The 25,712-nt window shown below is 64.6% G+C and carries 26 protein-coding genes and 2 tRNA genes; 25 read left to right on the top strand and 3 right to left on the bottom strand.

Annotated elements, in window-relative coordinates; translation table 11 throughout:
* Nucleotides 1-176: 176 nt before the first annotated feature.
* Together ACQR1E_RS24785 and ACQR1E_RS24780 are read left to right on the top strand one after the other, a co-directional pair.
* Nucleotides 177-253 (top strand) — tRNA-Val (locus ACQR1E_RS24785).
* A 332-nt stretch (nt 254-585) separates the two neighbouring features.
* On the top strand, nt 586-1,071 hold the full coding sequence (locus tag ACQR1E_RS24780; protein ID WP_316165221.1) for a Crp/Fnr family transcriptional regulator: 486 nt from the start codon (nt 586-588) through the stop codon (nt 1,069-1,071).
* On the opposite strand, the gene ACQR1E_RS24775 is transcribed toward ACQR1E_RS24780, so the two are convergent.
* Nucleotides 1,010-1,837: a metallophosphoesterase family protein gene (locus ACQR1E_RS24775; RefSeq protein WP_434863124.1), complete on the bottom strand. Its 828-nt coding sequence runs from the start codon at nt 1,835-1,837 to the stop codon at nt 1,010-1,012. The genes ACQR1E_RS24780 and ACQR1E_RS24775 overlap by 62 nt on opposite strands.
* 206 nt (nt 1,838-2,043) lie before the next feature.
* Between ACQR1E_RS24775 and ACQR1E_RS24770 the strand changes: the two genes are divergently transcribed.
* Nucleotides 2,044-2,598: a hypothetical protein gene (locus ACQR1E_RS24770; RefSeq protein WP_316165223.1), complete on the top strand. Its 555-nt coding sequence runs from the start codon at nt 2,044-2,046 to the stop codon at nt 2,596-2,598.
* 112 nt (nt 2,599-2,710) lie between these two features.
* Nucleotides 2,711-3,568: a class I SAM-dependent methyltransferase gene (locus ACQR1E_RS24765; RefSeq protein WP_434897672.1), complete on the top strand. Its 858-nt coding sequence runs from the start codon at nt 2,711-2,713 to the stop codon at nt 3,566-3,568.
* 17 nt (nt 3,569-3,585) lie between these two features.
* On the opposite strand, the gene pepT is transcribed toward ACQR1E_RS24765, so the two are convergent.
* Entirely contained in the window at nt 3,586-4,842 is a 1,257-nt protein-coding gene (pepT, locus tag ACQR1E_RS24760; RefSeq protein WP_315711541.1) for a peptidase T, read from the bottom strand.
* A 681-nt stretch (nt 4,843-5,523) separates the two neighbouring features.
* Here pepT and ACQR1E_RS24755 point away from each other — a divergent pair.
* Nucleotides 5,524-5,600 (top strand) — tRNA-Asp (locus ACQR1E_RS24755).
* Between the two features lie 194 nt (nt 5,601-5,794).
* On the opposite strand, the gene ACQR1E_RS24750 is transcribed toward ACQR1E_RS24755, so the two are convergent.
* A complete protein-coding gene (locus tag ACQR1E_RS24750) occupies nt 5,795-5,995 on the bottom strand; it encodes a hypothetical protein (RefSeq protein ID WP_315711542.1) in 201 nt (66 codons plus the stop codon).
* Between the two features lie 589 nt (nt 5,996-6,584).
* Between ACQR1E_RS24750 and ACQR1E_RS24745 the strand changes: the two genes are divergently transcribed.
* The 20 genes from ACQR1E_RS24745 (at nt 6,585) to mce (ending at nt 25,702) form a co-directional block, all read left to right on the top strand.
* A complete protein-coding gene (locus ACQR1E_RS24745; protein ID WP_008964559.1) occupies nt 6,585-6,950 on the top strand; it encodes an NADH-quinone oxidoreductase subunit A in 366 nt (121 codons plus the stop codon).
* Nucleotides 6,947-7,531 carry a NuoB/complex I 20 kDa subunit family protein gene (locus ACQR1E_RS24740; protein WP_173424458.1) on the top strand — a complete coding sequence of 195 codons (585 nt, stop codon included), beginning with the start codon at nt 6,947-6,949 and terminating at the stop codon, nt 7,529-7,531. Before ACQR1E_RS24745 ends, ACQR1E_RS24740 begins: the two co-directional genes overlap by 4 nt.
* A 12-nt stretch (nt 7,532-7,543) precedes the next feature.
* Entirely contained in the window at nt 7,544-8,149 is a 606-nt protein-coding gene (locus tag ACQR1E_RS24735) for an NADH-quinone oxidoreductase subunit C (protein WP_315711544.1), read from the top strand.
* A gap of 43 nt (nt 8,150-8,192) precedes the next feature.
* Nucleotides 8,193-8,573, top strand: a complete 381-nt coding sequence (locus tag ACQR1E_RS24730) for a four helix bundle protein (protein WP_316170112.1) — start codon at nt 8,193-8,195, stop codon at nt 8,571-8,573.
* 55 nt (nt 8,574-8,628) lie between these two features.
* A complete protein-coding gene (locus tag ACQR1E_RS24725; RefSeq protein WP_315711546.1) occupies nt 8,629-9,825 on the top strand; it encodes an NADH-quinone oxidoreductase subunit D in 1,197 nt (398 codons plus the stop codon).
* The gene (locus tag ACQR1E_RS24720; RefSeq protein ID WP_315711548.1) at nt 9,825-10,784 is read left to right on the top strand and encodes an FkbM family methyltransferase; all 960 of its coding nucleotides are present in this window, start codon (nt 9,825-9,827) and stop codon (nt 10,782-10,784) included. Before ACQR1E_RS24725 ends, ACQR1E_RS24720 begins: the two co-directional genes overlap by 1 nt.
* A gap of 14 nt (nt 10,785-10,798) precedes the next feature.
* The gene (gene nuoE / locus ACQR1E_RS24715) at nt 10,799-11,410 is read left to right on the top strand and encodes an NADH-quinone oxidoreductase subunit NuoE (protein WP_172109602.1); all 612 of its coding nucleotides are present in this window, start codon (nt 10,799-10,801) and stop codon (nt 11,408-11,410) included.
* The gene (locus ACQR1E_RS24710; RefSeq protein WP_315711550.1) at nt 11,407-11,622 is read left to right on the top strand and encodes a hypothetical protein; all 216 of its coding nucleotides are present in this window, start codon (nt 11,407-11,409) and stop codon (nt 11,620-11,622) included. The genes nuoE and ACQR1E_RS24710 overlap by 4 nt, the downstream gene beginning before the upstream one ends.
* 22 nt (nt 11,623-11,644) lie before the next feature.
* Nucleotides 11,645-12,970 (top strand): NADH-quinone oxidoreductase subunit NuoF, encoded by a 1,326-nt coding sequence (gene nuoF, locus ACQR1E_RS24705; RefSeq protein WP_315711552.1) that lies wholly within the window; start codon nt 11,645-11,647, stop codon nt 12,968-12,970.
* 99 nt (nt 12,971-13,069) lie between these two features.
* Entirely contained in the window at nt 13,070-15,139 is a 2,070-nt protein-coding gene (gene nuoG, locus ACQR1E_RS24700; RefSeq protein WP_315711555.1) for an NADH-quinone oxidoreductase subunit NuoG, read from the top strand.
* A 10-nt stretch (nt 15,140-15,149) separates the two neighbouring features.
* Nucleotides 15,150-16,220 (top strand): NADH-quinone oxidoreductase subunit NuoH, encoded by a 1,071-nt coding sequence (gene nuoH / locus ACQR1E_RS24695; protein WP_315711556.1) that lies wholly within the window; start codon nt 15,150-15,152, stop codon nt 16,218-16,220.
* 7 nt (nt 16,221-16,227) lie between these two features.
* Complete coding sequence (gene nuoI / locus ACQR1E_RS24690) at nt 16,228-16,716, top strand: NADH-quinone oxidoreductase subunit NuoI (protein WP_006611003.1); 489 nt, start codon at nt 16,228-16,230, stop codon at nt 16,714-16,716.
* Between the two features lie 9 nt (nt 16,717-16,725).
* Nucleotides 16,726-17,364: an NADH-quinone oxidoreductase subunit J gene (locus ACQR1E_RS24685; protein ID WP_015666525.1), complete on the top strand. Its 639-nt coding sequence runs from the start codon at nt 16,726-16,728 to the stop codon at nt 17,362-17,364.
* Entirely contained in the window at nt 17,361-17,669 is a 309-nt protein-coding gene (nuoK, locus tag ACQR1E_RS24680; protein ID WP_315711558.1) for an NADH-quinone oxidoreductase subunit NuoK, read from the top strand. The genes ACQR1E_RS24685 and nuoK overlap by 4 nt, the downstream gene beginning before the upstream one ends.
* A gap of 65 nt (nt 17,670-17,734) precedes the next feature.
* Nucleotides 17,735-19,813, top strand: a complete 2,079-nt coding sequence (gene nuoL / locus ACQR1E_RS24675) for an NADH-quinone oxidoreductase subunit L (RefSeq protein ID WP_315711559.1) — start codon at nt 17,735-17,737, stop codon at nt 19,811-19,813.
* A complete protein-coding gene (locus ACQR1E_RS24670; protein WP_315827168.1) occupies nt 19,810-21,318 on the top strand; it encodes an NADH-quinone oxidoreductase subunit M in 1,509 nt (502 codons plus the stop codon). The genes nuoL and ACQR1E_RS24670 overlap by 4 nt, the downstream gene beginning before the upstream one ends.
* 29 nt (nt 21,319-21,347) lie before the next feature.
* Nucleotides 21,348-22,775, top strand: a complete 1,428-nt coding sequence (nuoN, locus tag ACQR1E_RS24665; RefSeq protein ID WP_315711561.1) for an NADH-quinone oxidoreductase subunit NuoN — start codon at nt 21,348-21,350, stop codon at nt 22,773-22,775.
* Entirely contained in the window at nt 22,776-23,579 is an 804-nt protein-coding gene (locus ACQR1E_RS24660; RefSeq protein ID WP_316165228.1) for a biotin--[acetyl-CoA-carboxylase] ligase, read from the top strand.
* Nucleotides 23,580-25,250, top strand: coding sequence for a ribonuclease J (locus tag ACQR1E_RS24655; protein WP_315711563.1), 1,671 nt, complete (start codon nt 23,580-23,582; stop codon nt 25,248-25,250).
* A 47-nt stretch (nt 25,251-25,297) separates the two neighbouring features.
* Nucleotides 25,298-25,702, top strand: a complete 405-nt coding sequence (gene mce, locus ACQR1E_RS24650) for a methylmalonyl-CoA epimerase (RefSeq protein ID WP_315711564.1) — start codon at nt 25,298-25,300, stop codon at nt 25,700-25,702.
* Nucleotides 25,703-25,712 lie beyond the last annotated feature (10 nt).

Raw genomic sequence — 25,712 nt, 5'->3', positions numbered from 1 at the left:
TGATCCCAGGAAACGGCGCCCGTAAGGGCGCCGTTTTCGTTTGGGGGATCGAGCCACCGACCCTTCGAGCGTGCGTGGTCTGCCCCCACCGGTCCCGCTGCGGCGGTTTCTCGCTGCCGCCGCGTGGTTCCGGCGTTGATTGAGGATCGGGCAGGGGGTAAAGAAGCGCGACGTGAGGGCGGCTAGCTCAGCTGGTTAGAGCATCTCGTTTACACCGAGAGGGTCGGGAGTTCGAATCTCTCGCCGCCTACCATTAGCATCCGCTGGGACGCACCCTCGCAATGGTGACGCTGCTATTGTGGTGCGTCGATTTTCCAAGCTGATGGCGATACTCTCCAGAAGCGCGTTTGTGCGTCGGGTTTCATCGATCTGCTGCTCTCCAAGCTGAGCCACCTTGCCATCGAGCCTCGGCGGCTGAGCCAAACCCACGTCCCGATCACGATGATGGCGCCGCCGAGTGCTCAATTCGGACAAGGGTTCAAAATCCTTTGCGACAGCTGGTGCGAAGCGCCCGGACGATTTCGCGTGGCGATGAACCGTTCTTCGGCTAGCTTGGCGCGCGGCGTGAACATCGCGGGCGAACCGATGACCGACTTCCTGCGCCACTGCACCGGCGGACATGAGCGCGCCATTCCGGCGGGCACCATGCTGCTCGAGGAGGGGCACAACACTGGGCATCTCTACATCCTGCTCGACGGAGAGCTGGAGGTGATCAAGGCCGGCGCCACGGTGGCCGTCATCTCCGAGCCGGGCGCGCTGTTCGGCGAGATGTCGCTCCTGCTGGAGCAGCCGCACACGGCGACCGTGCGGGCGCTCGTCGATTGCCGGATCTACGAGATCCCGGATGCGCCACGCTTCCTCAGTGAAAATCCCGAGGCGACGCTCGCGATTGCGCGCATGCTGGCGCAGCGCCTCAACGTCGCCAACAGCTATCTCGCCGACCTGAAGCGGCAATATGCCGGCCATGGCACCCATCTTTCGATGGTCGGCGAGGTGCTGCAGGGCATGATCAACCTGCCGCCGCAGCAGGTTTCGCCAGGAACGGATCTGGAATCCGATCCACGACTCTGAGCCAGTCCGGCGCCGCCGTCACCGGCTGCGCCGGGCGTTGCAGGGGGCCGGCGAGATCGATCCATTCGGCTTGCCCCGCCGCCAACCAGAAGGCGCGCCCTTCGTCGGTGTCGAGCACCATGTAGGTCGGCGGTCGCCCGGGTTGCCGCCCGGTGTTGAAGACCCAAGTCTCACCGACGCGATCGAACCAGGACCCATCCGTGATGAAGGGCGACTGGTGGACGTGGCCGGAGATCACCATCGCCGGGCGGTGCCGCGCGATGAAGCCTTCGAGCTCGGTGTCGCCGAAGAAGCGCTTGCCGCCCCAGCTCACCGGCGAGTTGGCCGGCGGCGCATGATGCACCCAGATCCAGCGGGCTGTGTCGCGCCTCGCGGCGGCATCGAGCTGGCTTGCGATGGCGGCCTTGACGAGAGGACCGTCCCACCATGGGCAAACCGAGAACAGCGTGTCGCCGATCAGAAGGTCATCGCCGTCGGCTGCGATGCCGAGCTCGCGGACCGTCCTGATCCAGGCCGCGATCTTCTCGCCATCCGGGTTGCGCTCCTCCAGGTCATGATTGCCCGAGCAGATCATGACCCGCGTCTTGGCCGCCAGGAGCGCGAGATATGTCTTCACGACCACGATCTGGGCGCGAATGTCGACGATCGAGGCGAGATCGAGCGCATCGCCGGCGAACACCACCGCATCAAAATGATCGGCAGCCGCCACCAGCCAGTCGAACTGCGGCAGCGAGTAATGAAGATCGGCAACGAGGAGTGCGCGCATGTGGCTCCTGACGCACCTGATCGAAGCAAGAGCGAGACCAGACCCGACGACACCAGAGGCTGTCCCGCTATTGCATTGCGCTACGGCGCTCGCCAGCAGGTCCGCGCGCATCTATCGATCCCTCACCCGCGGCGGTATGATGGGGCCGTTGTTCAGCCGCAGCTGCCAATTGCGAGTGTCCCATGTCTCGTCGTCCGCGACCGCCAATGACTGTTTCCTTCGTCCGCACCGGCGAACGCCGCTACGCGGTGCGCGCGACGCTCGGCGACGGACACACCCTCGAAATGAGCCCGGCGCCTGGCTTCGATCCCTGGATGCCGCATGATCTGCAACACTTCATCGTCGAAAAGCATCTCGGGATTGACGGCGCCGTATTCGGGCGGCTCGCGGCCGGCGGCACGGCCGGGACCTTTCATTTGGTCCCGCATGCGACCTCGTCCCGCGAGGCCGCGCGGCTGCGTCGCAGGCATGAGACCAGGGACCAGCGCCTGATGCCGGATCGCAGCGAGGACTATGCCCGCTCCGAGCGCGCTACATATGTGTGCTGGCAGGACTGGCTGCAGCAGGCTGACGATCCGGCGCTGCGGGCGCGCGGGGCCGAGATGGCACCGTCGGCGCGCAGTCTGCTGGACGGGATGTCAGCGGAGGAGCGCGCGGCCTACACGCCGGCGCGGCGCGACGCCATCCGACAGAAGTTCGCGCGTCTGAGCCGACGTTGGAGCGCTCTCGCCATCGGCGAAAGTCTCTCCGAACCGTGGTGAGGAACGGCCCACTTTCTTCCTCAAGCGCATCGCGGCCTCGTGCCTTGACAGGACAGGCGGCTGCATGCGCCATGCCGGCTCTTGCGATGACCTCAATCAGACAGGGCACATCATGCAATTGCCGGCAGGGGACGACCGCAACGCCGACCAGATCGCCTATTGGAACGGGCCCGGCGGCCAGCGCTGGTCCGATCGCCAGGAGGCGCAGGATATCCTGCTCGCACCGGTGTCGCAGATCCTGATCGAGCGTATCGCCGCGAAGCCGGGTGATCGCATTCTCGACATCGGCTGCGGCTGTGGTGGTTTGTCGATCGCACTGGCCGGGCAGGTGGCGCCCGGCGGCTCCGTTCTCGGCGTCGACATCTCCGCACCGATGCTCGAGCGGGCGCGCGCGGTGGCGCCGGCCGGGCTTCCCGCCGAGTTCGTGCTGGCCGACGCGACCGTGTATCCGTTCGCGCCGGCGAGCTTCGATCTGCTGGTGTCGCGGTTCGGGGTGATGTTCTTTGCCGATCCGGTGGCGTCGTTCGCCAACATCCGCCGCGCGCTGAAGCCGAGCGGCCGGGTCGTGTTCGCCTGCTGGCGCGAGCCGAAGGCCAATCCCTGGATGATCGCGCCGCTGCAGGCGGTCTATCGTCACGTCCCGAAGCTGCCGGAGATGGCGCCGGAGGATCCTGGCCCGTTCGCCTTCGCATCCGAAGCGCGAGTGGCGCGGATCCTGGGCGAGGCCGGCTTCAGCGACGTCGCGCTGGAGGCGCATGCGCTGTCACTCGACATCGCCCGCGGGCAGGGTCTCGAGGCGGCAGTGGAGTCGGCCTTCGAAATCGGCCCCGCCAGCCGCGCGCTGGAGGGGCATCCCCAGGAGACGCGCGAGGCGGCGCGGCAGTCGGTCCGCGAGCTGCTGACGCAGCATGTACGCGGCGACAGCGTGACGCTCGCCGGCTCGATCTGGCTGGTGACGGCGCGCGTCTGACGCGCGCCGGACGGCGCTCAGGATCGCTCTTCCCAGATCATCGCCAGATGGACGATGGTCTGCGCCGCCTTCTCCATGTCCTGGACGCTGACCCATTCGAGACGCGAGTGGAAGGCATGCTCGCCGGCAAAGATGTTGGGGCAGGGCAGTCCCATGAACGACAGCCGCGAACCGTCGGTGCCGCCGCGGATCGATGTCCTGACCGGCGTCAGGCCGGCGCGGCGGATCGCCTCCTCGGCATAGGTCACGATCTCCGGATGCAGATCGATGACCTCCTTCATGTTGCGGTATTGCTGCCGAACCTCCATCCGATAGCTCGAGCGCGGATAGTCCTTCAGGACATCCCTGACGATGTCCTCGAGCAGCGCTTCCTTCTGCCGCAGGCCCTGCTCGCTGAAATCGCGCACGATGAAGTCGAGTCGCGCCTGTTCGAGCGCGCCGGAGATCCCGACCGGATGCAGGAAGCCTTCCTTGCCCTCCGTCGTCTCCGGCGAGCAGCCATCCTTCGGGAGCCGATCGACGATTGCGGACGCGATCTTGATCGCGTGCTCCATCTTGCCCTTGGCAAAGCCGGGATGGGCGCTGACGCCGTTGATGAGGATGGTGGCGCCGTCGGCGGCAAAGGTCTCGTCCTCGATGTTGCCGGCGGTTTCGCCATCCATCGTGTAGCCGAAGTCGGCGCCGAGCTTCTTCAGGTCGACCCGGTCGACGCCACGGCCGATCTCCTCGTCCGGCGTGAACAGGATCTTGATGGTGCCATGCTTGATCTGCGGATTGCTGATCAGGAACTGCGCCGCGTCCATGATCTCGGCGATGCCGGCTTTGTTATCGGCCCCGAGCAGGGTGGTGCCGTCGGTGGTGACGATGTCGTTGCCGATCTGGTCCTTCAATGCAGGATGCTCAGCCGCACGGATGATCTGGCTCGGGTCCCCCGGCAGCACGATGTCGCCGCCCTGGTAGTTGCGCACGATCTGCGGCTTCACGTTGGCCCCGGAGCAATCGGGCGACGTGTCCATGTGCGAGCAGAAGCAGATCACCGGCACGGCCTTGTCGGTGGTGGCGGGGATGGTCGCATAGACGTAGCCATGGTCGTCCAGGTGGGCGTCCGAGAGGCCCATTGCCTGCAGCTCGGCTGCGAGCATCCGGCCGAGATTCTTCTGTTTGAGCGTCGAAGGACAGGTCGGCGACGTCGGGTCCGACTGGGTGTCGATCGCGGCGTAGCGGAGCAGGCGCTCGGTGACGGAGTGGGTGTAGCTGCGAAGCGGGTCGGACATGGGCACCAAGAGAGAGAGAGGGAGACGTTACTGGAGGTATCAGTATACTAATATATCAGTTATTGCATGCCAGATACCAGGGGGTGGCAACCTATCAATGGTTTCCGCTCTGATCAAAGATCGTCCGCCAGCTCCCGTGCGGAATACGGCGGGTCGCGGGCCGGCGTTGATCAGCACCGCCTCGCCGACAGCAGGATTGCGCACTCCGGCGCGCGCCACCTGCAGGATACCGACTCCGGCGATTCGAAGCTCATCTTCCTCGCACCGGTGGCGGGCGATTCGTGGGCAGCGTCCGCGAGGATTCTCCTCTCACTCGCTTCCTGGTCAGCAAGTGCGCCTCGGTGGGGACCGCGGCCGGAAATTTCAATGCCCGGTCGGAAGCATGCGCGGTCGGACTTGGCGCCCATTTTGCCATATCCGGCCTGCGACGTCGTCGCGAAGCGACCGCCAGCGCCGCCGCCGCGGGGCGGGGTTGCCGCGGTCCGGAAGGAGAGACGCGGGACAGGTCGATTTGGCCCGTCACCGTGCGGCGACTAACGTCGGCTGCCCGGGCCCAGCCAAGGAGATCGGGCGTCCTGCATTGCTCCCCCATCAAGGACTTCGCACAGCTGTCGGTTCATTGTCCTTGACTTCGAAACATCGCCCCTTTAAGTCGCACTCCTCCGCGGATTTCGCGATCACGCGGGAGTAGCTCAGTTGGTTAGAGCGCCGGCCTGTCACGCCGGAGGTCGCGGGTTCGAGCCCCGTCTCTCGCGCCATGTTTTCAATGGCTTAGCTTTTGATGTGATCTGTCCGCTGGCGCAATCAGCGCCGCCGCGCGATCCCCTCCCGTCTACGACCTGGCGCTCCGCCGGACTGCAAGTGCTCCGTCGCCGATTTTCCGATCGGGCATGAAAAAGGCCACCCGGCGGGTGGCCTGCGATTGCCGTCAGATGGCAGCGGAGCAGTGGCCTCAGCGGACGACCATCGAGTCGCTGGAACTCGTCATGGTCACCGGCTTGCCTGCCTTCACGACGTGCGATGCCGTCTGGCTGTAGTCGACGTTGGCGCGGGTCGCGATGCCGAAAGCGGTCACCGCGATGCCGGCGACCAGGGCAACGACGACGATCTTCAGATGGGTCGATCGGTCTGCGGAATGCAGCGAGTGGTTCATGTCAGCCTCCCGGCGTCTCAGAGCGCCACTTTGTTGCCTGGACATGTACCCCCGCTTTGTTTCGATCCCGTTTCTTCGTTTCCTCAAAATGGTTTCATCGGTTGCAGCCGCCGCGGCGGCAATCGGGAGTATGCGGCCGGGGCTAACAGCGCGCGGCGGTGCCGGTATCGACGGCGGCCGTGGATGATCTTGATCCGGTGGCCCTTCGTGACCATCTCCCGCGGTAACGGAAGCCTATCGGGTGACGGTCCCGTCGCCTCGTTTGGATCTCCCGATCGAGCGCTGATCCGCATCCGTCTCCGACCAGCCAGCCTGCGCACACCGGCGTGCGTCCTCGCGATTGCTGATCGCCTCAGCGTCCTGCGTTGGACCGTGCGGCACCGTAATGCTGCGGGTCTGCAATGCGGCTCCTGCACGCGTCATCCGCGGCGCCGTTGCTCGGTGTGTCCGGGTTTCCGCAATGTGGGGAGGGATGACACCGGCGAGACGGCTTGTCTTGCGCGGCTTGGTGCGCTGCGCTAAGGCTTCGACCAATTCCAATGCAACGAGTCTGCGGTTTGCACCGAAACCGCAGAGGAAAGTGGCGCCGATGACCGGCATCCTTCAGAACTATCTCCCCCTCGTCGTTTTCATAGGTGTCGCAGCCATCATCGGGGTGGTGCTGCTGATCGCGCCGTTCCTGGTCGCCTACCAGCAGCCCGATCCCGAGAAGCTCTCCGCGTACGAGTGCGGCTTCAATGCGTTCGACGACGCCCGCATGAAGTTCGACGTCCGCTTCTATCTGGTTGCCATCCTTTTCATCATCTTCGACCTCGAAGTCGCCTTCCTGTTCCCCTGGGCAGTCGCATTCGGCAAGCTCGGCGCGGCCGGCTTCTGGTCGATGCTGGTGTTCCTGGCCGTGTTGACGGTCGGGTTTGCCTACGAATGGAAGAAAGGCGCGCTTGAATGGGATTGAGCCCGACCACGTCCTCGACCGGGCCGGCGATCGCTCCGGCCCCGAAGGGCATTCTCGATCCCGCGACCGGCAGGCCGATCGGTGCCAACGACCCGTATTTCCTCGAGGTCAGGCACGAACTGTCGGACAAGGGATTCTTCGTCGCCACCGCTGACGATCTCATCACCTGGGCCCGCACCGGCTCGCTGATGTGGATGACGTTCGGCCTGGCCTGCTGCGCCGTCGAGATGATGCAGGTCTCGATGCCGCGCTACGACGTCGAGCGGTTCGGCTTCGCGCCGCGCGCCTCGCCGCGCCAGTCCGACGTGATGATCGTCGCCGGCACGCTGACCAACAAGATGGCGCCGGCGCTGCGCAAGGTCTACGACCAGATGCCGGAGCCGCGCTACGTCATCTCGATGGGGTCGTGCGCCAATGGCGGCGGCTACTATCACTATTCTTATTCGGTGGTCCGCGGCTGCGATCGCATCGTTCCCATTGACATCTACGTGCCCGGCTGTCCGCCGACCGCCGAAGCGCTGCTGTACGGTGTGCTGCTGCTGCAGAAGAAGATCCGGCGCACCGGCACCATCGAACGCTGAAGGTTTTTCGTTATGGACGACGGCAGGCTCGACACCCTTGGGCAGACGATCGTAAGCGCGCTCCCGGGCGCCGCGATCGGCCATACGGTCGCTTTCAATCAGCTCACGGTGAACGTGGAGCCCGCCCGGATCGTCGAGGTCGTGACACATCTGCGCGACGATCCGGCTCTCCGCTTCGTCAACATCACCGACATCACGGCGGTCGACTATCCTGAGCGCGCCAAGCGTTTCGATGTTGTCTATCACTTCCTGTCACCGACGCTGAACGCGCGCATCCGGCTGAAGGCCGAGGCCGACGAGACGACGCAGGTGCCGTCGCTGATCGATGTCTTTCCGGGCGCCGATTGGTTCGAGCGCGAGGCCTACGACCTCTACGGCGTGATCTTCGTCGGCCACCCGGACATGCGCCGCCTGCTGACGGATTACGGATTCGACGGCCATCCGCTGCGCAAGGACTTCCCGACGACGGGGTTCGTCGAGGTGCGCTACGACGATCAGGAGAAGCGGGTCATCTACGAGCCGGTGCGGCTCAACCAGGAATTCCGCAAGTTCGATTTCCTGTCGCCCTGGGAAGGTGCGGACTATCCGCTGCCGGGCGATGAGAAGGCGACGAAGTGAATTGGGCGAATAGGGAATAGCGAGTAGCGAATAGGGATGATGGTTGACCTCGCAGCCGATAAATTCATATCGCGACCTCCGGGTTTGGCAGGATGCCATGTCCCTTGCGGAGGCGTGTTATCGGCTGACGCGCCAATTTCCTCGCGAGGAGCAGTTCGGACTGACGTCACAGATCAGGCGGTCATCAGGTTCGATTGCCGCCAACATCGCCGAGGGGCACGGGCGAGAGAACACCGGCAGCTTCGTCCAGTCTTTGCGAATCGCGCAAGGCTCACTGAAAGAACTCGAAACACATCTGATCTTGGCGGAGCGTGTTGGCCTTTTGCCGTCGTCGGACCTGAAAGCCTCGCTCACGCAATGCGAGAACTTGGGCAAGATGGTTCGCGCGCTCATCCGGTCGTTACAGGACAAGTCGCCGAAATGACGTTCGCTATTCGCTATTCGCCATTCGCTACTCGCCAGGAAGCGGGAGCTTCAGCATGAACGAGCAGAGCCCGGCCCTCCGCAACTTCACGATCAATTTCGGCCCGCAGCATCCGGCGGCCCATGGCGTTCTGCGCCTGGTGCTGGAGCTGGACGGCGAGGTGGTCGAGCGCGTCGATCCGCATATCGGCCTGCTGCATCGCGGCACCGAGAAGCTGATCGAGACCAAGACCTACATGCAGGCGATGCCCTATTTCGATCGGCTCGACTACGTCGCGCCGATGAATCAGGAGCATGCCTTCTGCCTCGCCGCCGAACGCCTGCTCGGCATCGAGGTTCCGCGCCGCGGCCAGCTGATCCGCGTGCTCTACTCCGAGATCGGACGGCTGCTGTCGCATCTGCTCAACGTCACCACCCAGGCGATGGACGTCGGCGCGCTGACGCCGCCGCTGTGGGGCTTCGAGGAGCGCGAGAAGCTGATGGTGTTCTATGAGCGCGCCTCCGGCTCGCGCATGCACGCCAACTACTTCCGCATCGGTGGCGTCCACCAGGACCTGCCGCCGAAGCTGATCGACGACATCGACGCATTCTGCGATCCGTTCCTGAAGGTGGTCGACGATCTCGACCGGCTCCTCACCGGCAACCGCATCTTCAAGCAGCGTAACGTCGACATCGGCGTCGTGACCCTGAAGCAGGCCTGGGAGTGGGGCTTCTCCGGCGTGATGGTGCGCGGCTCGGGCGCGGCCTGGGACCTGCGCAAGTCGCAGCCCTACGACGTCTATGCCGAGATGGAGTTCGACGTTCCGATCGGCAAGAACGGCGACTGCTACGACCGCTATCTGATCCGCATGGAAGAGATGCGCCAGTCGGTGCGTATCATGAAGCAGTGCATCCAAAAGCTGCGAGCACCGGACGGGCAGGGCCCGGTGATGATCACCGACAACAAGATCGCTCCGCCGCGCCGTGGCGAGATGAAGCGCTCGATGGAAGCGCTGATCCACCACTTCAAACTCTACACCGAGGGCGTGCACGTGCCGGCAGGCGAGATCTATGCGGCCGTCGAGGCGCCGAAGGGTGAGTTCGGCGTCTATCTCGTCGCCGACGGCACCAACAAGCCGTACAAGTGCAAGATCCGCGCTCCGGGCTTCGCGCATCTACAGGCGATGGATTTCATCTGCCGCGGCCATCTGCTCGCCGACGTCTCGGCCATTCTCGGCTCGCTCGACATCGTGTTCGGAGAGGTGGACCGCTGATGGGCCATGCGCCGATCCAGTTCGATCGTGCTTCCGGAGCGCTCGAAGGAGCGAACCTCTGGGAGCGCACGGCTGCATTGGCGCTGTCGACCGGCTCGAAGATTTCCTCGCATTTCTCGCATCGCGGCTACAACCGCTGTGCCAATCTGCTGCGGCTGGCGCTGCCCGAACGCGACATCGCGGTGAAGCTCAACCCGGACGCCGTGTTCGAGTTTCCCTATGGCGACGGCTATTGGAGCAAGCTGCTCAACCGCGACTATCACTATGAGGACGAACTCGAGTTCCTGTTTCTCGGCACTGTCGATGTCGACTACACCTTCATCGACGGCGGGGCCAATTACGGCTACTGGTCGGTGCTGGTGTCGAGCACGCCCTACGGCGCGCACAAGGCGATCGCGATCGAGCCGTCCTCGGCGAACTTCGCCAAGCTCGCGAACAATGCGCAGATCAACGGCGGCCGCTTCGAAGTGATGAAGTGCGCCATCGGCGAACGCCGCGGCGTCGCGCATCTCACCGGTACCAAGCACGAGGCCTTCAGTATCGCCGGCGACAACGCCGGCGGCGAGCAGGTGCCGGTGATGGCGCTCGACGATCTGATCGACGACGGCAAGGTCGCCGCTTCCGGCAAGTACCTGATCAAGCTCGACGTCGAGGGCGTCGAGATCGAGGCGATCAAGGGCGGGGCGCGGCTGCTCGCGACCGACAGCATGATCCTGTGCGAGGAGCACGGCCAGGATCGCAACCATACGGTCTCGCGCTACATCCTCGATCAGACGCCGATGCAACTGATGGTCTACGACCCCGCAAGCGGCCGCCTCGAGACCGTGACAGAGCTGTCGATCCTCGACCGGATCAAGGCGTCCGCCCACGTCGGCTATAACGTGTTCGGAACTGCAAGTGCCTTCTGGCAGAATCGCGTCGCAGCGCTCAATGCAAGTGCCGCGCGCCGCATGCAATGAAAGATTGAAGAGCCATGTCCGTCCGCCGTCTTGCCCCGAAGGAAGTCCAGCCCGCGAGCTTTGCGTTCACGGACGAGAACCTTGCCTTCGCCAAAGCGCAGATCGCGAAATATCCGGAAGGCCGCCAGGCCTCGGCCGTGATCGCGATCCTGTGGCGCGCGCAGGAGCAGAACGAGGGCTGGGTGTCGGAGGCGGCCATCCGCGTCGTCGCCGACATGCTCGGCATGCCCTACATCCGCGTGCTCGAAGTCGCGACCTTCTACACGATGTTCCAGCTGCAGCCGGTCGGCAAGAAGGCGCATGTGCAGGTGTGCGGCACCACGCCGTGCCGTCTGCGCGGCGCCGAAGAACTGATCGAGGTCTGCAAGCATCGCATCCATCACGATCCCTTCCACCTGTCGAAGGACGGCGACTTCAGCTGGGAAGAGGTCGAGTGCCTGGGCGCCTGCGTGAACGCGCCGATGGTGCAGGTCTGGAAGGACACCTATGAGGACCTGACGCCGGAGAGCTTCGGCAAGGTGCTCGACGGCTTCGCGACCGGCAACCTGCCGACGCCGGGTCCGCAGAATGGCCGCCAGTTCTCGGCGCCGGCGGGCGGGCCGACCACGCTGAAGGAGAAGACATGAGCCGCAATCGCACCCGCGTTGCGGCCCTGACCGAAGAGGGCGCCGCAATGAAGAACTGGCGCTACGTGGCACTGCATACGCTCGCAGCCGCCGCTTTCATTTTCGTGCTGCAGCGGTTCGCGCTCAATGCGACGCTGGAGTCCAGTCTGCTGTGGGCCTTGGTGTTCGGCGGCTGCGCCGCCTTCATCGCCACCATGCAGTCGAACCGCTGACACCCGAGGAAGCCGTCTGATCATGCTCGACGACAAGGACCGCATCTTCACCAACCTCTATGGCCTGCATGATTGGGGCCTCGAAGGCGCACGCCGGCGCGGCAGCTGGGATGGCACCAAGGCGCTGATCGAAAAAGGTCGCGACTGGATCATCAACGAGATGAAGGCTTCCGGCCTGCGCGGCCGCGGCGGCGCCGGCTTCCCGACCGGCTTGAAATGGTCGTTCATGCCGAAGGAATCGACCGACGGTCGGCCGAGCTACCTCGTGGTCAACGCCGACGAGTCCGAGCCCGGCACCTGCAAGGATCGCGAGATCATGCGGCACGATCCGCATCATCTCGTCGAGGGCTGCCTGCTGGCCAGCTTCGCGATGAACGCGCATGCCTGCTACATCTATGTGCGCGGCGAGTTCATCCGCGAGCGCGAGCGGCTGCAGGCGGCGATCGATCAGGCCTATGAGGCCAACCTGATCGGCAAGAACAACATCCATGGCTGGCCGTTCGATCTCTATGTCGCGCATGGCGCCGGCGCCTATATCTGCGGCGAGGAGACCGCGCTGCTGGAGAGCCTCGAAGGCAAAAAGGGCCAGCCGCGGCTGAAGCCGCCTTTCCCAGCGAACGTCGGCCTCTATGGCTGCCCGACCACCGTCAACAACGTCGAGTCGATCGCGGTGGCGCCGACCATCCTGCGCCGCGGCGCCGCGTGGTTTGCCGGCATCGGCCGTCCGAACAATGTCGGCACAAAACTGTTCTGCATCTCCGGTCACGTCGAGCGGCCTTGCAACGTCGAAGAGGCGATGGGCATCCCGTTCCGCGAGCTGATCGAGAAGCATTGCGGCGGCATCCGTGGCGGCTGGGACAATCTGAAGGCGGTCATCCCCGGCGGCTCGTCCGTGCGCATGGTGCCGGCCGAGCAGATCATCGATACGCCGATGGATTTCGACAGCCTGTCGAAGCTGCGCTCCGGCCTCGGCACCGCGGCCGTGATCGTGATGGACAAGTCGACCGACCTGATCCGGGCGATCGCGCGCATTTCCTACTTCTACAAGCATGAGAGCTGCGGCCAGTGTACGCCGTGCCGCGAGGGCACCGGCTGGATGTGGCGCGTGCTGACGCGCATGGCCGAGGGCCGGGCGCACAAGCGCGAGATCGACATGCTGCTCGAAGTCACCAAGCAGATCGAGGGCCACACGATCTGCGCGCTGGGCGACGCGGCAGCTTGGCCGATCCAGGGGCTGATCACGCATTTCCGTCACGAGATCGAGGCGCGCATTGACCAGTATTCGCACAAGGCCGATGTCGACGACGTGGGCGTGCGCGATCCCGCGCACATGGTAGCGGCGGAGTAGGTGATGGCGGCCCGGTTCGCCAGCAACGTTTTCCCCGCGCTCGCGCCCTCACGGTGCGCAGCGGCGCGGTGGTCCGTGGTTTGAGAGAGATGTGAGGCAATGACCAAGATCATCATCGATGGCAAAGAGATCGATGTGCCGCCGGAGTACACGCTGTTGCAGGCGTGCGAGGCGGCGGGCGCCGAGATCCCGCGCTTCTGCTATCATGAGCGGCTGTCGATCGCCGGCAACTGCCGGATGTGCCTCGTCGAGGTGAAGGGCGGACCGAAACCGGTCGCGAGCTGCGCCTGGGGCGTGCGCGACTGCCGGCCGGGCCCGAAGGGCGAGCCGCCGGAGATCTCGACGCGGTCGCCGATGGTCAAGAAGGCGCGCGAAGGCGTGATGGAATTCCTTCTGATCAACCATCCGCTGGACTGCCCGATCTGCGACCAGGGCGGCGAGTGTGACCTGCAGGACCAGGCGATGGGCTATGGTGTGGACACCAGCCGCTTCGCCGAGAACAAGCGCGCCGTTGAGGACAAGTATCTCGGCGCATTGGTCAAGACCTCGATGAACCGCTGCATCCAGTGCACGCGTTGCGTCCGCTTCTCGGCGGAAGTCTGCGGCGTGCCGGAAATGGGCGCGATCGGCCGTGGCGAGGACATGGAGATCACGACGTATCTCGAGCAGGCGCTGAGTTCGGAGCTGCAGGGCAATCTGGTCGACATCTGCCCGGTCGGTGCGCTGACCTCGAAGCCCTACGCTTTCGCCGCACGCCCCTGGGAGCTCGGCAAGACGCAGTCGATCGACGTCATGGACGGCGTGGGCTCGGCGATCCGTGTCGACACCCGTGGCCGCGAGGTGATGCGCATCCTGCCGCGCATCAACGATGCCGTGAACGAGGAGTGGATCTCCGACAAGACCCGCCATGTCGTCGACGGCCTGCGCACGCAGCGGCTCGATCGTCCCTACGTTCGCGAGGATGGCAAGCTGCGCGCCGCCTCCTGGCCGGAGGCTTTCAAGGCGATTGCCACCAAGCTGTCGCGCATCGACGGCAAGCGCATCGGCGCGATCGCCGGCGATCTCGCCGCGGTCGAAGAGATGTTCGCGCTCAAGGATCTGCTCGCCAAGCTCGGCTCGACCAACGTCGCGGTGCAAGGCGGTGACAGCTTCGATGCCAAGCTCGGCCGTGCGTCCTATCTGTTCAATCCGACCATCGCGGGTATCGAGCAGGCCGACGCGATCCTGATCATTGGCGCCAATCCGCGCAAGGAAGCGGCCGTGCTCAACGCCCGCATCCGCAAGCGCTGGCGCTCGGGCCAGCTCAAGGTCGGCGTGGTCGGTCCCAAGGCCGACCTGACCTATGCCTATGAGCACATCGGCGCGGGCACGGACTCGCTGAGCGACGTCGCCGCCGGCAAGCACTCGTTTGCGACCACCTTCCGCAACGCCAAGAACCCGATCGTGCTGGTCGGTGCCGGCGCCGCGGCGCGCCACGATGGCGGCGCGATCCTGTCGCTGGCCGCCAAGATCGCGATGGACGTCAACGCCGTGCGCGACGACTGGAACGGCTTTGCCGTGCTGCACGACACCGCCTCGCGGGTCGGCGCCCTCGACATCGGCTTCAACGGCACCGGCCTCACGGCTGCGCAGATGACGACGTTCGGCACCATGGACGTGATGTTCCTGCTCGGCGCCGACGAGGTCGATGTGCCCGAGGGCGTTTTCGTCGTCTACATCGGTACCCATGGCGACCGCGGTGCCCATCGTGCCGATGTCATCCTGCCGGGGGCTGCCTACACCGAGAAGTCCGGGCTCTACGTCAACACCGAGGGCCGGGTGCAGATGACGGGCCGGGCGTCATTCCCGCCGGGCGAGGCACGCGAGGACTGGGCGATCATCCGGGCGCTGTCCGACGTGCTCGGCAGGAAGCTCGGCTACGACTCGCTGGCCGCGCTGCGCGTTGCGATCATCAAGGCCGTGCCGCATCTTGGCCGCGTCGACCAGATCGAGGCGGGCAAGATCGCCGACATCAAGACCCTGGCTGGCAAGGGCGGCAACCTCGAGAAGGCACCGTTCAAGCCGCTGATCGACGACTTCTATCTCACCAATCCGATCGCGCGCGCATCGGCGGTCATGGCGGAATGTTCCCGTCTGGCTTCCGGGCAGATGCTGACGGCAGCGGAGTGAGCGTGACCTGATGGCTGATTTCTTCGCAAGCTCGTTCTGGACCGGCTTCCTCTGGCCGCTGATCATCATGGTCGCGCAGAGCGTCCTGCTGCTCGTCGTCCTGTTGGTCGCGATCGCCTACATCCTGCTGGCCGACCGGAAGATCTGGGCGGCGGTGCAGATCCGCCGGGGTCCCAACGTGGTCGGGCCCTGGGGCCTGTTCCAGTCGTTCGCAGACCTGCTGAAGTTCGTGCTCAAGGAGCCGATCATTCCGGCCGGCGCCAACAAGGGCGTGTTCCTGCTGGCACCGCTGGTCTCCTGCGTGCTGGCGCTGGCGGCCTGGGCGGTGATTCCGACCAATCTCGGCTGGGCGATCGCCGACATCAATGTCGGCATTCTCTTCATCTTCGCGATCTCGTCACTGTCGATCTACGGCATCATCATGGCCGGCTGGTCGTCGAACTCGAAGTATCCGTTCCTGGCGGCGCTGCGCTCGGCGGCGCAGATGGTGTCCTACGAGGTCTCGATCGGCTTCGTCATCATCACCGTGCTGCTCTGCGCCGGCACCTTGAACCTGTCGGCGGTGGTCGAGGCGCAGCATGCCCGCGGGCTTGCGAGCCTGATCGGCCTGCCGCAGCTGACGATCCTGAATTGGTACGTCTGGCCGCTGTTCCCGATGTTCGTGGTGTTCTACGTCTCGGCGCTGGCCGAGACCAACCGTCCGCCCTTCGATCTCGTCGAGGCGGAATCGGAGCTCGTTGCCGGCTTCATGGTGGAATACGGCTCGACGCCGTATCTCCTGTTCATGCTCGGCGAGTATGTCGCGATCACCACGATGTGCGCGCTGGCGACGATCCTGTTTCTGGGCGGCTGGCTGCCGCCGATCGACCTGCCGCCGTTCAACTGGGTGCCGGGCGTCATCTGGTTCTCGCTCAAGCTGTTCTTCATGTTCTTCCTGATCGCGATGGCGAAAGCGATCGTGCCGCGCTACCGCTACGACCAGTTGATGCGACTGGGCTGGAAAGTGTTCCTGCCGCTGTCGCTGGCCATGGTGGTCATCGTCGCAGGCGTGCTGCACTTCGCCGGCATCGCGCCGAAATGAGGCTGTCATGAACATTTCCGCCACCGCACGGTCGCTGCTGCTGCAGGAGTTCGTCTCCGCGTTCTTCCTCGCGATGCGCTACTTCTTCCAGCCGAAGCCGACCCTGAACTATCCGTTCGAGAAGGGCCCGATCTCGCCGCGCTTCCGCGGCGAGCACGCGTTGCGGCGCTATCCCAATGGCGAAGAGCGCTGCATCGCCTGCAAGCTGTGCGAGGCGGTCTGTCCCGCGCAGGCGATCACGATCGAGGCCGGTCCGCGCCGCAACGACGGCACCCGCCGCACGGTGCGCTACGACATCGACATGGTGAAGTGCATCTATTGCGGCCTGTGCCAGGAAGCCTGTCCGGTCGACGCCATCGTCGAAGGACCGAACTTCGAGTTCGCGACCGAGACCCGCGAGGAGCTGTATTATGACAAGGCCAAGCTGCTCGCGAATGGCGACCGCTGGGAGCGCGAGATCTCCAAAGCCATCGCGCTCGACGCGCCATACCGCTGAGGCCGTCCGATGATCCTTCCTGCGCTCTTCTTCTATCTCTTCGCGGCGGTCTGCGTGGCCTCGGCCGTGATGGTGATCGTCTCGAAGAACCCCGTTCACTCGGTGCTCTATCTGATCCTCGCCTTCGTCAACGCCTCCGGCCTGTTCGTGCTGATGGGCGCCGAATTCCTGGCGATGATCCTCGTGGTCGTCTACGTCGGCGCGGTCGCGGTGCTGTTCCTGTTCGTGATCATGATGCTCGATGTCGACTTCACGGAGCTGCGCGAGGGCTTCCTGCAGTACATGCCGATCGGACTGGTCATCGGCGGCATCTTCCTGTTCGAGCTGCTGCTGACGGTGTCCTACTGGGTCATCAACCCGACGACGCCGAAGGCGATCACCGCGGCGATCCCGACCAACGTCACCAATACCGAGGCGCTCGGCCTCGTGCTCTATACGAAGTACATCCATTACTTCCAGCTCTCCGGCATGATCCTGCTGGTGGCGATGATCGGCGCGATCGTGCTGACGCTGCGCCACAAGGCGAGCGTCAAGCGCCAGGACATCAACGTCCAGAACGCGCGCACGCCGGAGATGGCGATGGCGGTCCGCAAGGTCGCGGTCGGGCAGGGGCTGCAGGACACGGACGCGGCGGAGTGGGTGAAATGACCATCGGATTGGGGCACTATCTCGCCGTCGCGGCCATGCTGTTCACGCTCGGCATCCTCGGCATCTTCCTGAACCGCAAGAACATCATCGTCATCTTGATGTCGGTCGAGCTGATCCTGCTTGCGGTGAACATCAATCTGGTGGCGTTCTCGACATTCCTGGGCGACATCGTCGGGCAGGTGTTCGCGCTGCTGGTTTTGACAGTTGCGGCGGCGGAAGCCGCGATCGGCCTTGCCGTGCTGGTGGTCTACTTCCGCAACCGCGGCTCGATTGCGGTCGAAGACGTCAATATGATGAAGGGCTAAGGGCGCATGATCCGCACAGATGGGGGCCGGCTCGCCGGCAAGGTCATGCGTAAGGGAACGGGCGAATGATCCAGGCCATTGTCTTTCTGCCGCTGCTGGGCGCGATCCTGGCCGGCCTGATCGCGCTGCTCGGCGCGCATGCGCGCCATCCGAGCGGTGATACGGTCGAGCATCATCACGACGACGGTCATCACCACGGCGCCGCCGACGCGCACGCGCACGCGCATGACGATCACGGCCACGGACACGACGACCATCATGTCGCCGAGCCGCCGGCCTCCGGCACCTGGGCGGCGCAGGTGATCACGACGGCGCTGCTGTTCGTGTCGGCCGGCCTGTCCTGGGCGATGCTGATCAGCGTCGGCTTCATGCACCACGAGGCGGGTGTGAAAGAGCTGTTGCCCTGGATCAATTCCGGCGAGCTGCAGGTGTCCTGGGCGCTGCGTGTCGACACGCTCACGGCGGTGATGCTGGTCGTTGTGACCAGCGTGTCCTCGCTCGTCCACCTCTATTCGATCGGCTATATGGACGAGGATCCGAACCGTCCGCGCTTCTTCGCTTATCTGTCGCTGTTCACCTTCGCGATGCTGATGCTGGTGACCGCGAACAACCTCGTGCAACTGTTCTTCGGCTGGGAGGGCGTCGGTCTGGCGAGCTACCTGCTGATCGGCTTCTGGTTCCAGAAGCCGTCGGCCAACGCTGCCGCCATCAAGGCCTTCGTCGTCAACCGCGTCGGCGATTTCGGCTTCGCGCTCGGCATCTTCGCCGTGTTCCTGCTGGCGAAGTCGACCGACTTCGAGACCATCTTCGCCGCCGCGCCGAGCTTTGCCGGCAAGACGATCAACTTCCTCGGCTGGCATGCCGACGCGCTGACCCTGACCTGCCTGCTGCTGTTCATGGGCGCCATGGGCAAGTCGGCGCAGTTCCTGCTGCACACCTGGCTGCCGGACGCGATGGAAGGTCCGACCCCGGTCTCGGCGCTGATCCATGCCGCGACCATGGTCACTGCCGGCGTCTTCATGGTCGCGCGCCTGTCGCCGCTGTTCGAGCTCGCCCCGAACGCCCAGGCCGTCGTGATGTTCTTCGGCGCGACCACGGCGTTCTTCGCAGCGACCGTCGGCCTCGTGCAGAACGACATCAAGCGCATCGTCGCCTACTCGACCTGCTCGCAGCTCGGCTACATGTTCGTGGCGATGGGAGCAGGGGCCTACTCGGTCGGCATGTTCCATCTGTTCACGCATGCCTTCTTCAAGGCGCTGCTGTTCTTGGGCTCTGGCTCGGTGATCTACGCGATGCATCACGAGCAGGACATCCGCAACATGGGCGGCCTGTGGCGCAAGATCCCATACACCTTCGCGGTGATGACGGTCGGCACCCTGGCGCTCACCGGCTTCCCCGGCTTCGCAGGCTTCTTCTCCAAGGATGCGATCATCGAGGCGGCGTACGCAGCGCACAATCCGTTCGCGACCTACGCGTATTTCCTCACCATTGTCGCCGCCGGCCTGACCTCGTTCTATTCCTGGCGCCTGGTGTTCAAGACCTTCTTCGGCACGCCGCACGATCAGCACCATTATGATGCCGCACATGAGAGCCCGATCTGGATGCTGATCCCGATCGGCGTGCTCGCGGCAGGCTCGATCCTGGCCGGCCTCCCGTTCAAGGGCGTGTTCACCGATCCCCATGGCGTCGAGCACTTCTTCGGCGAGTCGCTGAAGATGAACCCGCACATTCTCGAAGACATGGAGCACATGCCGGCCTGGCTCGCTCAGCTTCCCTTCGTCATGATGGTGCTGGGATTTGTGGTCTCCTACATCTTCTACGTCAGACGTCCGGACATCCCGGAGGAGCTCGCCGCGCAGCAGCCGCTGCTCTACAAGTTCCTGCTCAACAAGTGGTACTTCGACGAGCTGTATGACGTGATCTTCGTCCGTCCGGCGAAGTGGCTCGGCCGCTTCCTCTGGAAGAAAGGCGACGGCTTCGTCATCGACGGCTTCGGTCCGGACGGTGTCTCGGCGCGGGTGCTCGACATCACGCGCAACGTCGTCAAGATCCAGACCGGGTACCTCTATCATTACGCCTTTGCCATGCTGATCGGCGTCGCCGGCCTGATCACCTGGTTCATGTTCATGGGGGGCCAGCAATGACCACCTGGCCAATTCTCTCCGTCGTCACCTTCCTGCCGATCGTCGGTGCGCTGCTGATCTATCTGGTCCGCGGCGACGACGAGGCGGCTAGGCGCAATGCGCGCTGGATCGCGCTGTGGACCACGCTGATCACGTTCGCGGTGTCGGTGATCCTGGTACTGCGCTTCGATCCCGCCCAGACCGACTTCCAATTCGTCGAGAAGTCGAACTGGCTGGCGGCCGGCATCAGCTACCACATGGGCGTCGACGGCATTTCGCTGCCGTTCGTGATCCTGACCACCGCTTTGATGCCGTTCTGCATCGTCGCGAGCTGGAAGTCGGTGACCAACCGGCTGCGCGAATACATGATGGCGTTCCTGATCCTGGAAACGCTGATGGTCGGCACGTTCTCGGCGCTCGACCTCGTGCTGTTCTATTTGTTCTTCGAGGGCGGCCTGATTCCGATGTTCCTGATCATCGGGGTCTGGGGCGGTCCGCGCCGGGTCTACGCCTCGTTCAAGTTCTTCCTCTACACGCTGCTCGGCTCGGTGCTGATGCTGCTCGCCATCATGGCGCTGTACTGGAACGCCGGCACGACCGACATTCCGACCTTGATGCATACGGCGGTGCCGCGGTCCTTGCAGACCTGGGCGTGGCTGGCGTTCTTCGCCTCCTTTGCGGTGAAGATGCCGATGTGGCCGGTGCACACCTGGCTGCCGGACGCGCACGTCGAGGCGCCGACCGCGGGCTCGGTGATCCTGGCCGCGATCCTCTTGAAGATGGGTGGCTACGGCTTCCTGCGCTTCTCGCTGCCGATGTTCCCGCTGGCCTCGCACGACTTCGCGCCGCTGGTGTTCACGCTCTCGGCGATCGCGATCATCTACACCTCGCTGGTCGCGCTGATGCAGGAGGACATCAAGAAGCTGATCGCCTACTCATCGGTGGCGCATATGGGCTTCGTCACCATGGGCATCTTCGCGGGCACCATGCAGGGTGTCGCCGGAGGCGTGTTCCAGATGATTTCGCACGGTATCGTCTCGGGCGCGCTGTTCCTTTGCGTCGGCGTGGTCTATGACCGCATGCATACCCGCGAGATCGCGGCCTACGGCGGCCTCGTGAACCGGATGCCGGTCTACGCGCTGGTGTTCATGGTGTTCACGATGGCCAATGTCGGCCTGCCCGGCACGTCCGGCTTCGTCGGCGAGTTCATGACTCTGCTCGGCACTTTCAAGGTGTCGATCCCGACCGCGTTCTTCGCGACATCAGGCGTCATCCTCTCGGCGGCCTACGCGTTGTGGCTTTACCGCAAGGTGGTGTTCGGTGCGCTGACCAAGCCGTCGCTCGCCAGCATCAAAGATCTCACCCTGCGTGAGGGCGTGATCCTGTTTCCGCTGGTGGCGCTGACCATCCTGTTCGGCGTTTATCCGAAGCCGATCCTCGACATGTCGGCGGCGTCGGTGCAGCAGCTCGTCAACAACTACAATACCGCCGTGACGGCCGTGAAGGCCGCCGCGCTGCTCCAATGATGAGACCTTGAGGGGTCGGGACACAGACGATGATCGAGAATCTTGGGCCTCAGCTTTGGGTGGTGCTGCCGGAGCTGTTGTTGGCCGTGGGGGCCATGGCGCTGTTGATGCTGGGCGCGTTTCGCGGGCAGGAGACGACGGGGCTCGTCACGTGGTTGGCGGTCGCTCTGCTGATCGTGGTCGGCATCCTCGTGCTCAGGCAGCCGGGCGGCCAGGCCTTCGGCGGCAGCTTCATTGCTGACAGCTATGCGCGCTTCCTGAAGATCCTGGCGCTGATCGGCTCGATCGCGACCCTGATCATGTCGGCGGAGTTCCTGTCGAAGCCCGATCGTCGTATCTTCGAATATGCGATCCTCGTGCTGCTCTCGACCTTGGGCATGCTGGTGCTGATCTCGGCCGGCGACCTGATCACGCTCTATCTCGGCCTCGAGCTGATGTCGCTCGCGCTCTACGTTGTCGCGGCCAGCCATCGCGACAACGTCAAGTCGACCGAAGCCGGCCTGAAGTATTTCGTGCTCGGCGCGCTGTCCTCCGGCATGCTGCTCTACGGCGCCTCGCTGATCTACGGCTTCACCGGCACGGTGAGCTTTGCCGGGATCGCGGCGGCGACGAAGACCGGCAGCGTCGGCATCATTTTCGGCCTCGTCTTCCTGTTCGCCGGCATGTGCTTCAAGGTCTCGGCGGTGCCGTTCCACATGTGGACGCCGGACGTCTATGAAGGCGCGCCGACGCCGGTGACGGCGTTCTTCGCCTCCGCGCCCAAGGTCGCGGCGATGGCCGTGTTCGCGCGCGTCGCGCTGACGGCGTTTCCCGGCATCACCTTCCAGTGGCAGCAGATCATCGTGTTCGTCTCGATCGCCTCGATGGCGCTCGGCTCGTTCGCCGCGATCGGCCAGACCAACATCAAGCGCCTGATGGCCTATTCGTCGATCGGCCACATGGGCTTCGCGCTGGTCGGTCTCGCCGCCGGTACGGTCGAGGGCGCGCAGGGCGTGCTGACCTACATCGCGATCTATGTCGCGATGACGCTCGGCTCGTTCGCCGTGATCATGGCGATCAAGCGCAACGGCCAGTCGTTCGAGAAGATCAGCGACTTCTCGGGGCTGTCGCGCACCAATCCGCTGCTTGCCTTCTTCTTCGCGATGCTGCTGTTCTCGCTGGCCGGCGTGCCGCCGCTCGCGGGCTTCTTCGCCAAATGGTACGTCTTCGTCGCCGCCATCAAGGCCGGGCTGTTCACGCTGTCGGTGATCGGCGTGCTCACCAGCGTGGTCGGCGCCTACTATTATCTCCTGATCGTCAAGACGATGTATTTCGACGAGCCGCTGCCGACGCTCGATCCGGTCCGTATCGAGCTGCGCACGGTGCTCGCGATCTCCGGCGTCTTCAACATCCTGTTCTTCGCCTATCCCGGCCCGCTGGTCAGCGCGGCCGCGGCCGCGGCGAAGTCGCTGTTCTAGATGACGTTTGCGCTAGGGTCCCAGGCTGACAAGGCTGGCTACCGACTCGTCACGTTCGACCAGACCGGCTCAACCAATGTCGAGGCGCTGAAGTCGGCCCGAGAGGGCGGCAGGGCGCCGTGCTGGTTCGTCACGTCTGAGCAGACGGCCGGGCGCGGCCGGCGCCAGCGCCCGTGGATCGCCCCGCGCGGCAATCTGGCCTCGAGCGTGCTGGAAGTGCTGAACGTGGCTCCTGCGATCGCAGCCACACTCGGCTTCGCCGCCGGCCTCTCCATCGAGAGCGCGTTGCGCCAGGTGAGCATCGAGGCCGCGCTGCGGTCCGGAGCACGCGCGTCATTCGCGCTGAAATGGCCCAACGACGTGCTGGCTGACGGCCGCAAGATCGTCGGCATGCTGCTCGAGGCGGAGCAGGTGGCTCAAGGGCTTGCGGTGGTTGCCGGTATTGGAACCAACGTGGTCGCGGCGCCGCTGGATACCCCGACACCGGCGGTGTCGTTGGCGGACCTCGGCATCCAGGTGACCGCCGAGGACCTGTTCTCGGCGCTGTCGGATGCCTGGGTCGAGTATTTCGGCATCTGGAACGAGGGACGGGGCTTCGGTGACATCCGGAAACTCTGGCTCGAGCGCGCCGCAGGCCTCGGCCAGCCGGTCGCCATCAGGTCCGGACATGCTATCATCGAGGGGATTTTCGACACGATCGACGAACAGGGTTGTATGCTGGTGCGGACCGCGGAGGGACGATTGGAGCCGATCACGGCCGGTGATGTTCATTTCGGCTCGGTCGCATCCAAAGGAGCGGTCTAGATGGCACGTCCCGACGAACTGACATTTGCGCCGCTCGGAGGTGTCGGCGAGATCGGCATGAACCTGTCGATCTACGGGCTCGGCAATCGCCACCAGCGCTCGTGGCTCGCGATCGATCTTGGCGTCTCCTTCGGCGACGAGGAGCATCTGCCGGGCATCGACCTGATCATGCCCGACGTCGCTTTCCTGGAGAAGGAGCGCAACAATCTCGTCGGCCTCGTGCTGACCCACGCGCATGAGGATCATTTCGGCGCGATCATAGACCTGTGGCCGCGGCTGAAATGCCCGATCTACGCGACCAAGTTCAGCGCCGCACTGTTCGAGGCCAAGTGCGAGGCCGAGCGCCTCCCAGCCAAGATCCCGGTCAAGGTGATCCCCTCCGGCGGCCGCGTCGACATCGGTCCGTTCAACGTCGAGTTCATTCCGGTCGCGCATTCGATCCCTGAATCGCACGCGCTGGCGATCCACACCGAGGTCGGCACTGTCCTGCATACCGGCGACTGGAAGATCGATCCGACGCCGGTGCTGGGCGCGCCGACCGACGAGAAGCGGCTGCGCGAGCTCGGTGATGCCGGATTGCTCGCACTGATCGGCGATTCCACCAATGCCGTGCGCGAGGGACGCTCGCCGTCCGAGGCCGAGGTTGCCAAGACGATCGCGGCTTTGGTGAAGGAAGCAAAGGGCCGCGTGGCCGTGACCACCTTCGCCTCCAACGTCGCGCGTATCCGCGCCGTTGCCGAAGCGGCGCGCGAGGCCGAGCGCGAGGTCGTCATCGTCGGCCGTGCCATGGAACGCGTGGTCCAGGTCGCGCGTGAGACCGGTTATCTCGACGGCGTGCAGAACTTCCGCGGCATGGATCTCTACGGCCATTTCCCGGCCGACAAGGTGCTCGCGCTCTGCACCGGCAGCCAGGGCGAGCCGCGCGCGGCGCTCTCGCGCATCGCCAATGACGATCATCCGCTGGTCACCTTGAACAAGGGCGACACCGTCATCTTCTCGTCGCGCACCATCCCCGGCAACGAGAAGGCGGTCGGCGCCGTCATCAACGGGCTGGTGCAGCAGGGCATCGAGATCATCACCGACCGCAACCATCTCGTCCATGTCTCCGGCCACCCGCGCCGCGACGAGCTGCGCGACATGATCGCGTGGACGCGGCCGCAGCTCCTGATCCCCGTGCATGGCGAGGCGCTGCATCTGCACGAGCACGCGAGGCTGGCGCGCGCCTGCGGCGTGCCCAAGGTCATCACCTGCCGCAATGGCGACCTCGTCAAGCTCGGCCCCGGTGATCCCGGGATCATCGACCAACTGCCGGCGGGGCGGCTCTACAAGGACGGCAGCATCGTCGAGGATTCGAAGTCGCGCGCCGTGGTCGAGCGTCGCAAGATGGCCTTTGCCGGCTGCATCTTCGTGGCGCTTGCCATCACCGAGAAGGGCGAGCTGGCCGACGATCCCGAGGTCGACATGGTCGGCATCCCCGAGAAGAATGCGGCGGGCGAGGAGATGGACGACATCGTCTTCGATGCTGTCGTTTCCACCTTCGAAGGTCTTCCGCGGGCGCGTCGGCGCGATTCTGACGCAGCGGCAGAATCCGTCCGGCGGGCCGTGCGTTCGGCGGTCAATGAGCAGTGGGGCAAGAAGCCGATCTGTCTCGTCCATGTGTTGGAAGTCTGACGCGGGCCTGCTGAACGGCCTTTCAAAAAGAAGAAGTGGAGGATGTCATGCTGGGCCGGCTCAACCACGTCGCCATCGCGGTCAAGGACGCCGAAAAGGCCGCCAGGATTTATGGCGCGGCATTCGGTGCTGAGATTTCGGCGGCGGTACCGCTGCCGGAGCATGGCGTGATCACGGTGTTCGTCACTCTGCCCAACACCAAGATCGAGTTCATCCAGCCGCTGGGCGAGGCGTCACCGATCGCCAAATTCCTCGAGCGCAACGCGGACGGCGGCATCCATCACGTCTGCTACGAGGTGGCCGACATCATCGCCTCGCGCGACACCCTGATCAAGGAGGGTGCCCGCGTGCTCGGCGACGGCCAGCCGAAGATCGGCGCGCATGGCAAGCCGGTTCTGTTCCTGCATCCGAAGGATTTTTCCGGCGCGCTCGTCGAGATCGAGCAGGCCTGAGGCAGCGGGG

The sequence above is a fragment of the Bradyrhizobium sp. HKCCYLRH1030 genome (assembly GCF_051168395.1).
In the GTDB taxonomy this organism is placed as follows: Bacteria; Pseudomonadota; Alphaproteobacteria; order Rhizobiales; family Xanthobacteraceae; genus Bradyrhizobium.
Note: the sequence above shows the minus strand (reverse complement) of the source record. Positions and strands in the feature narration are given on the sequence as shown.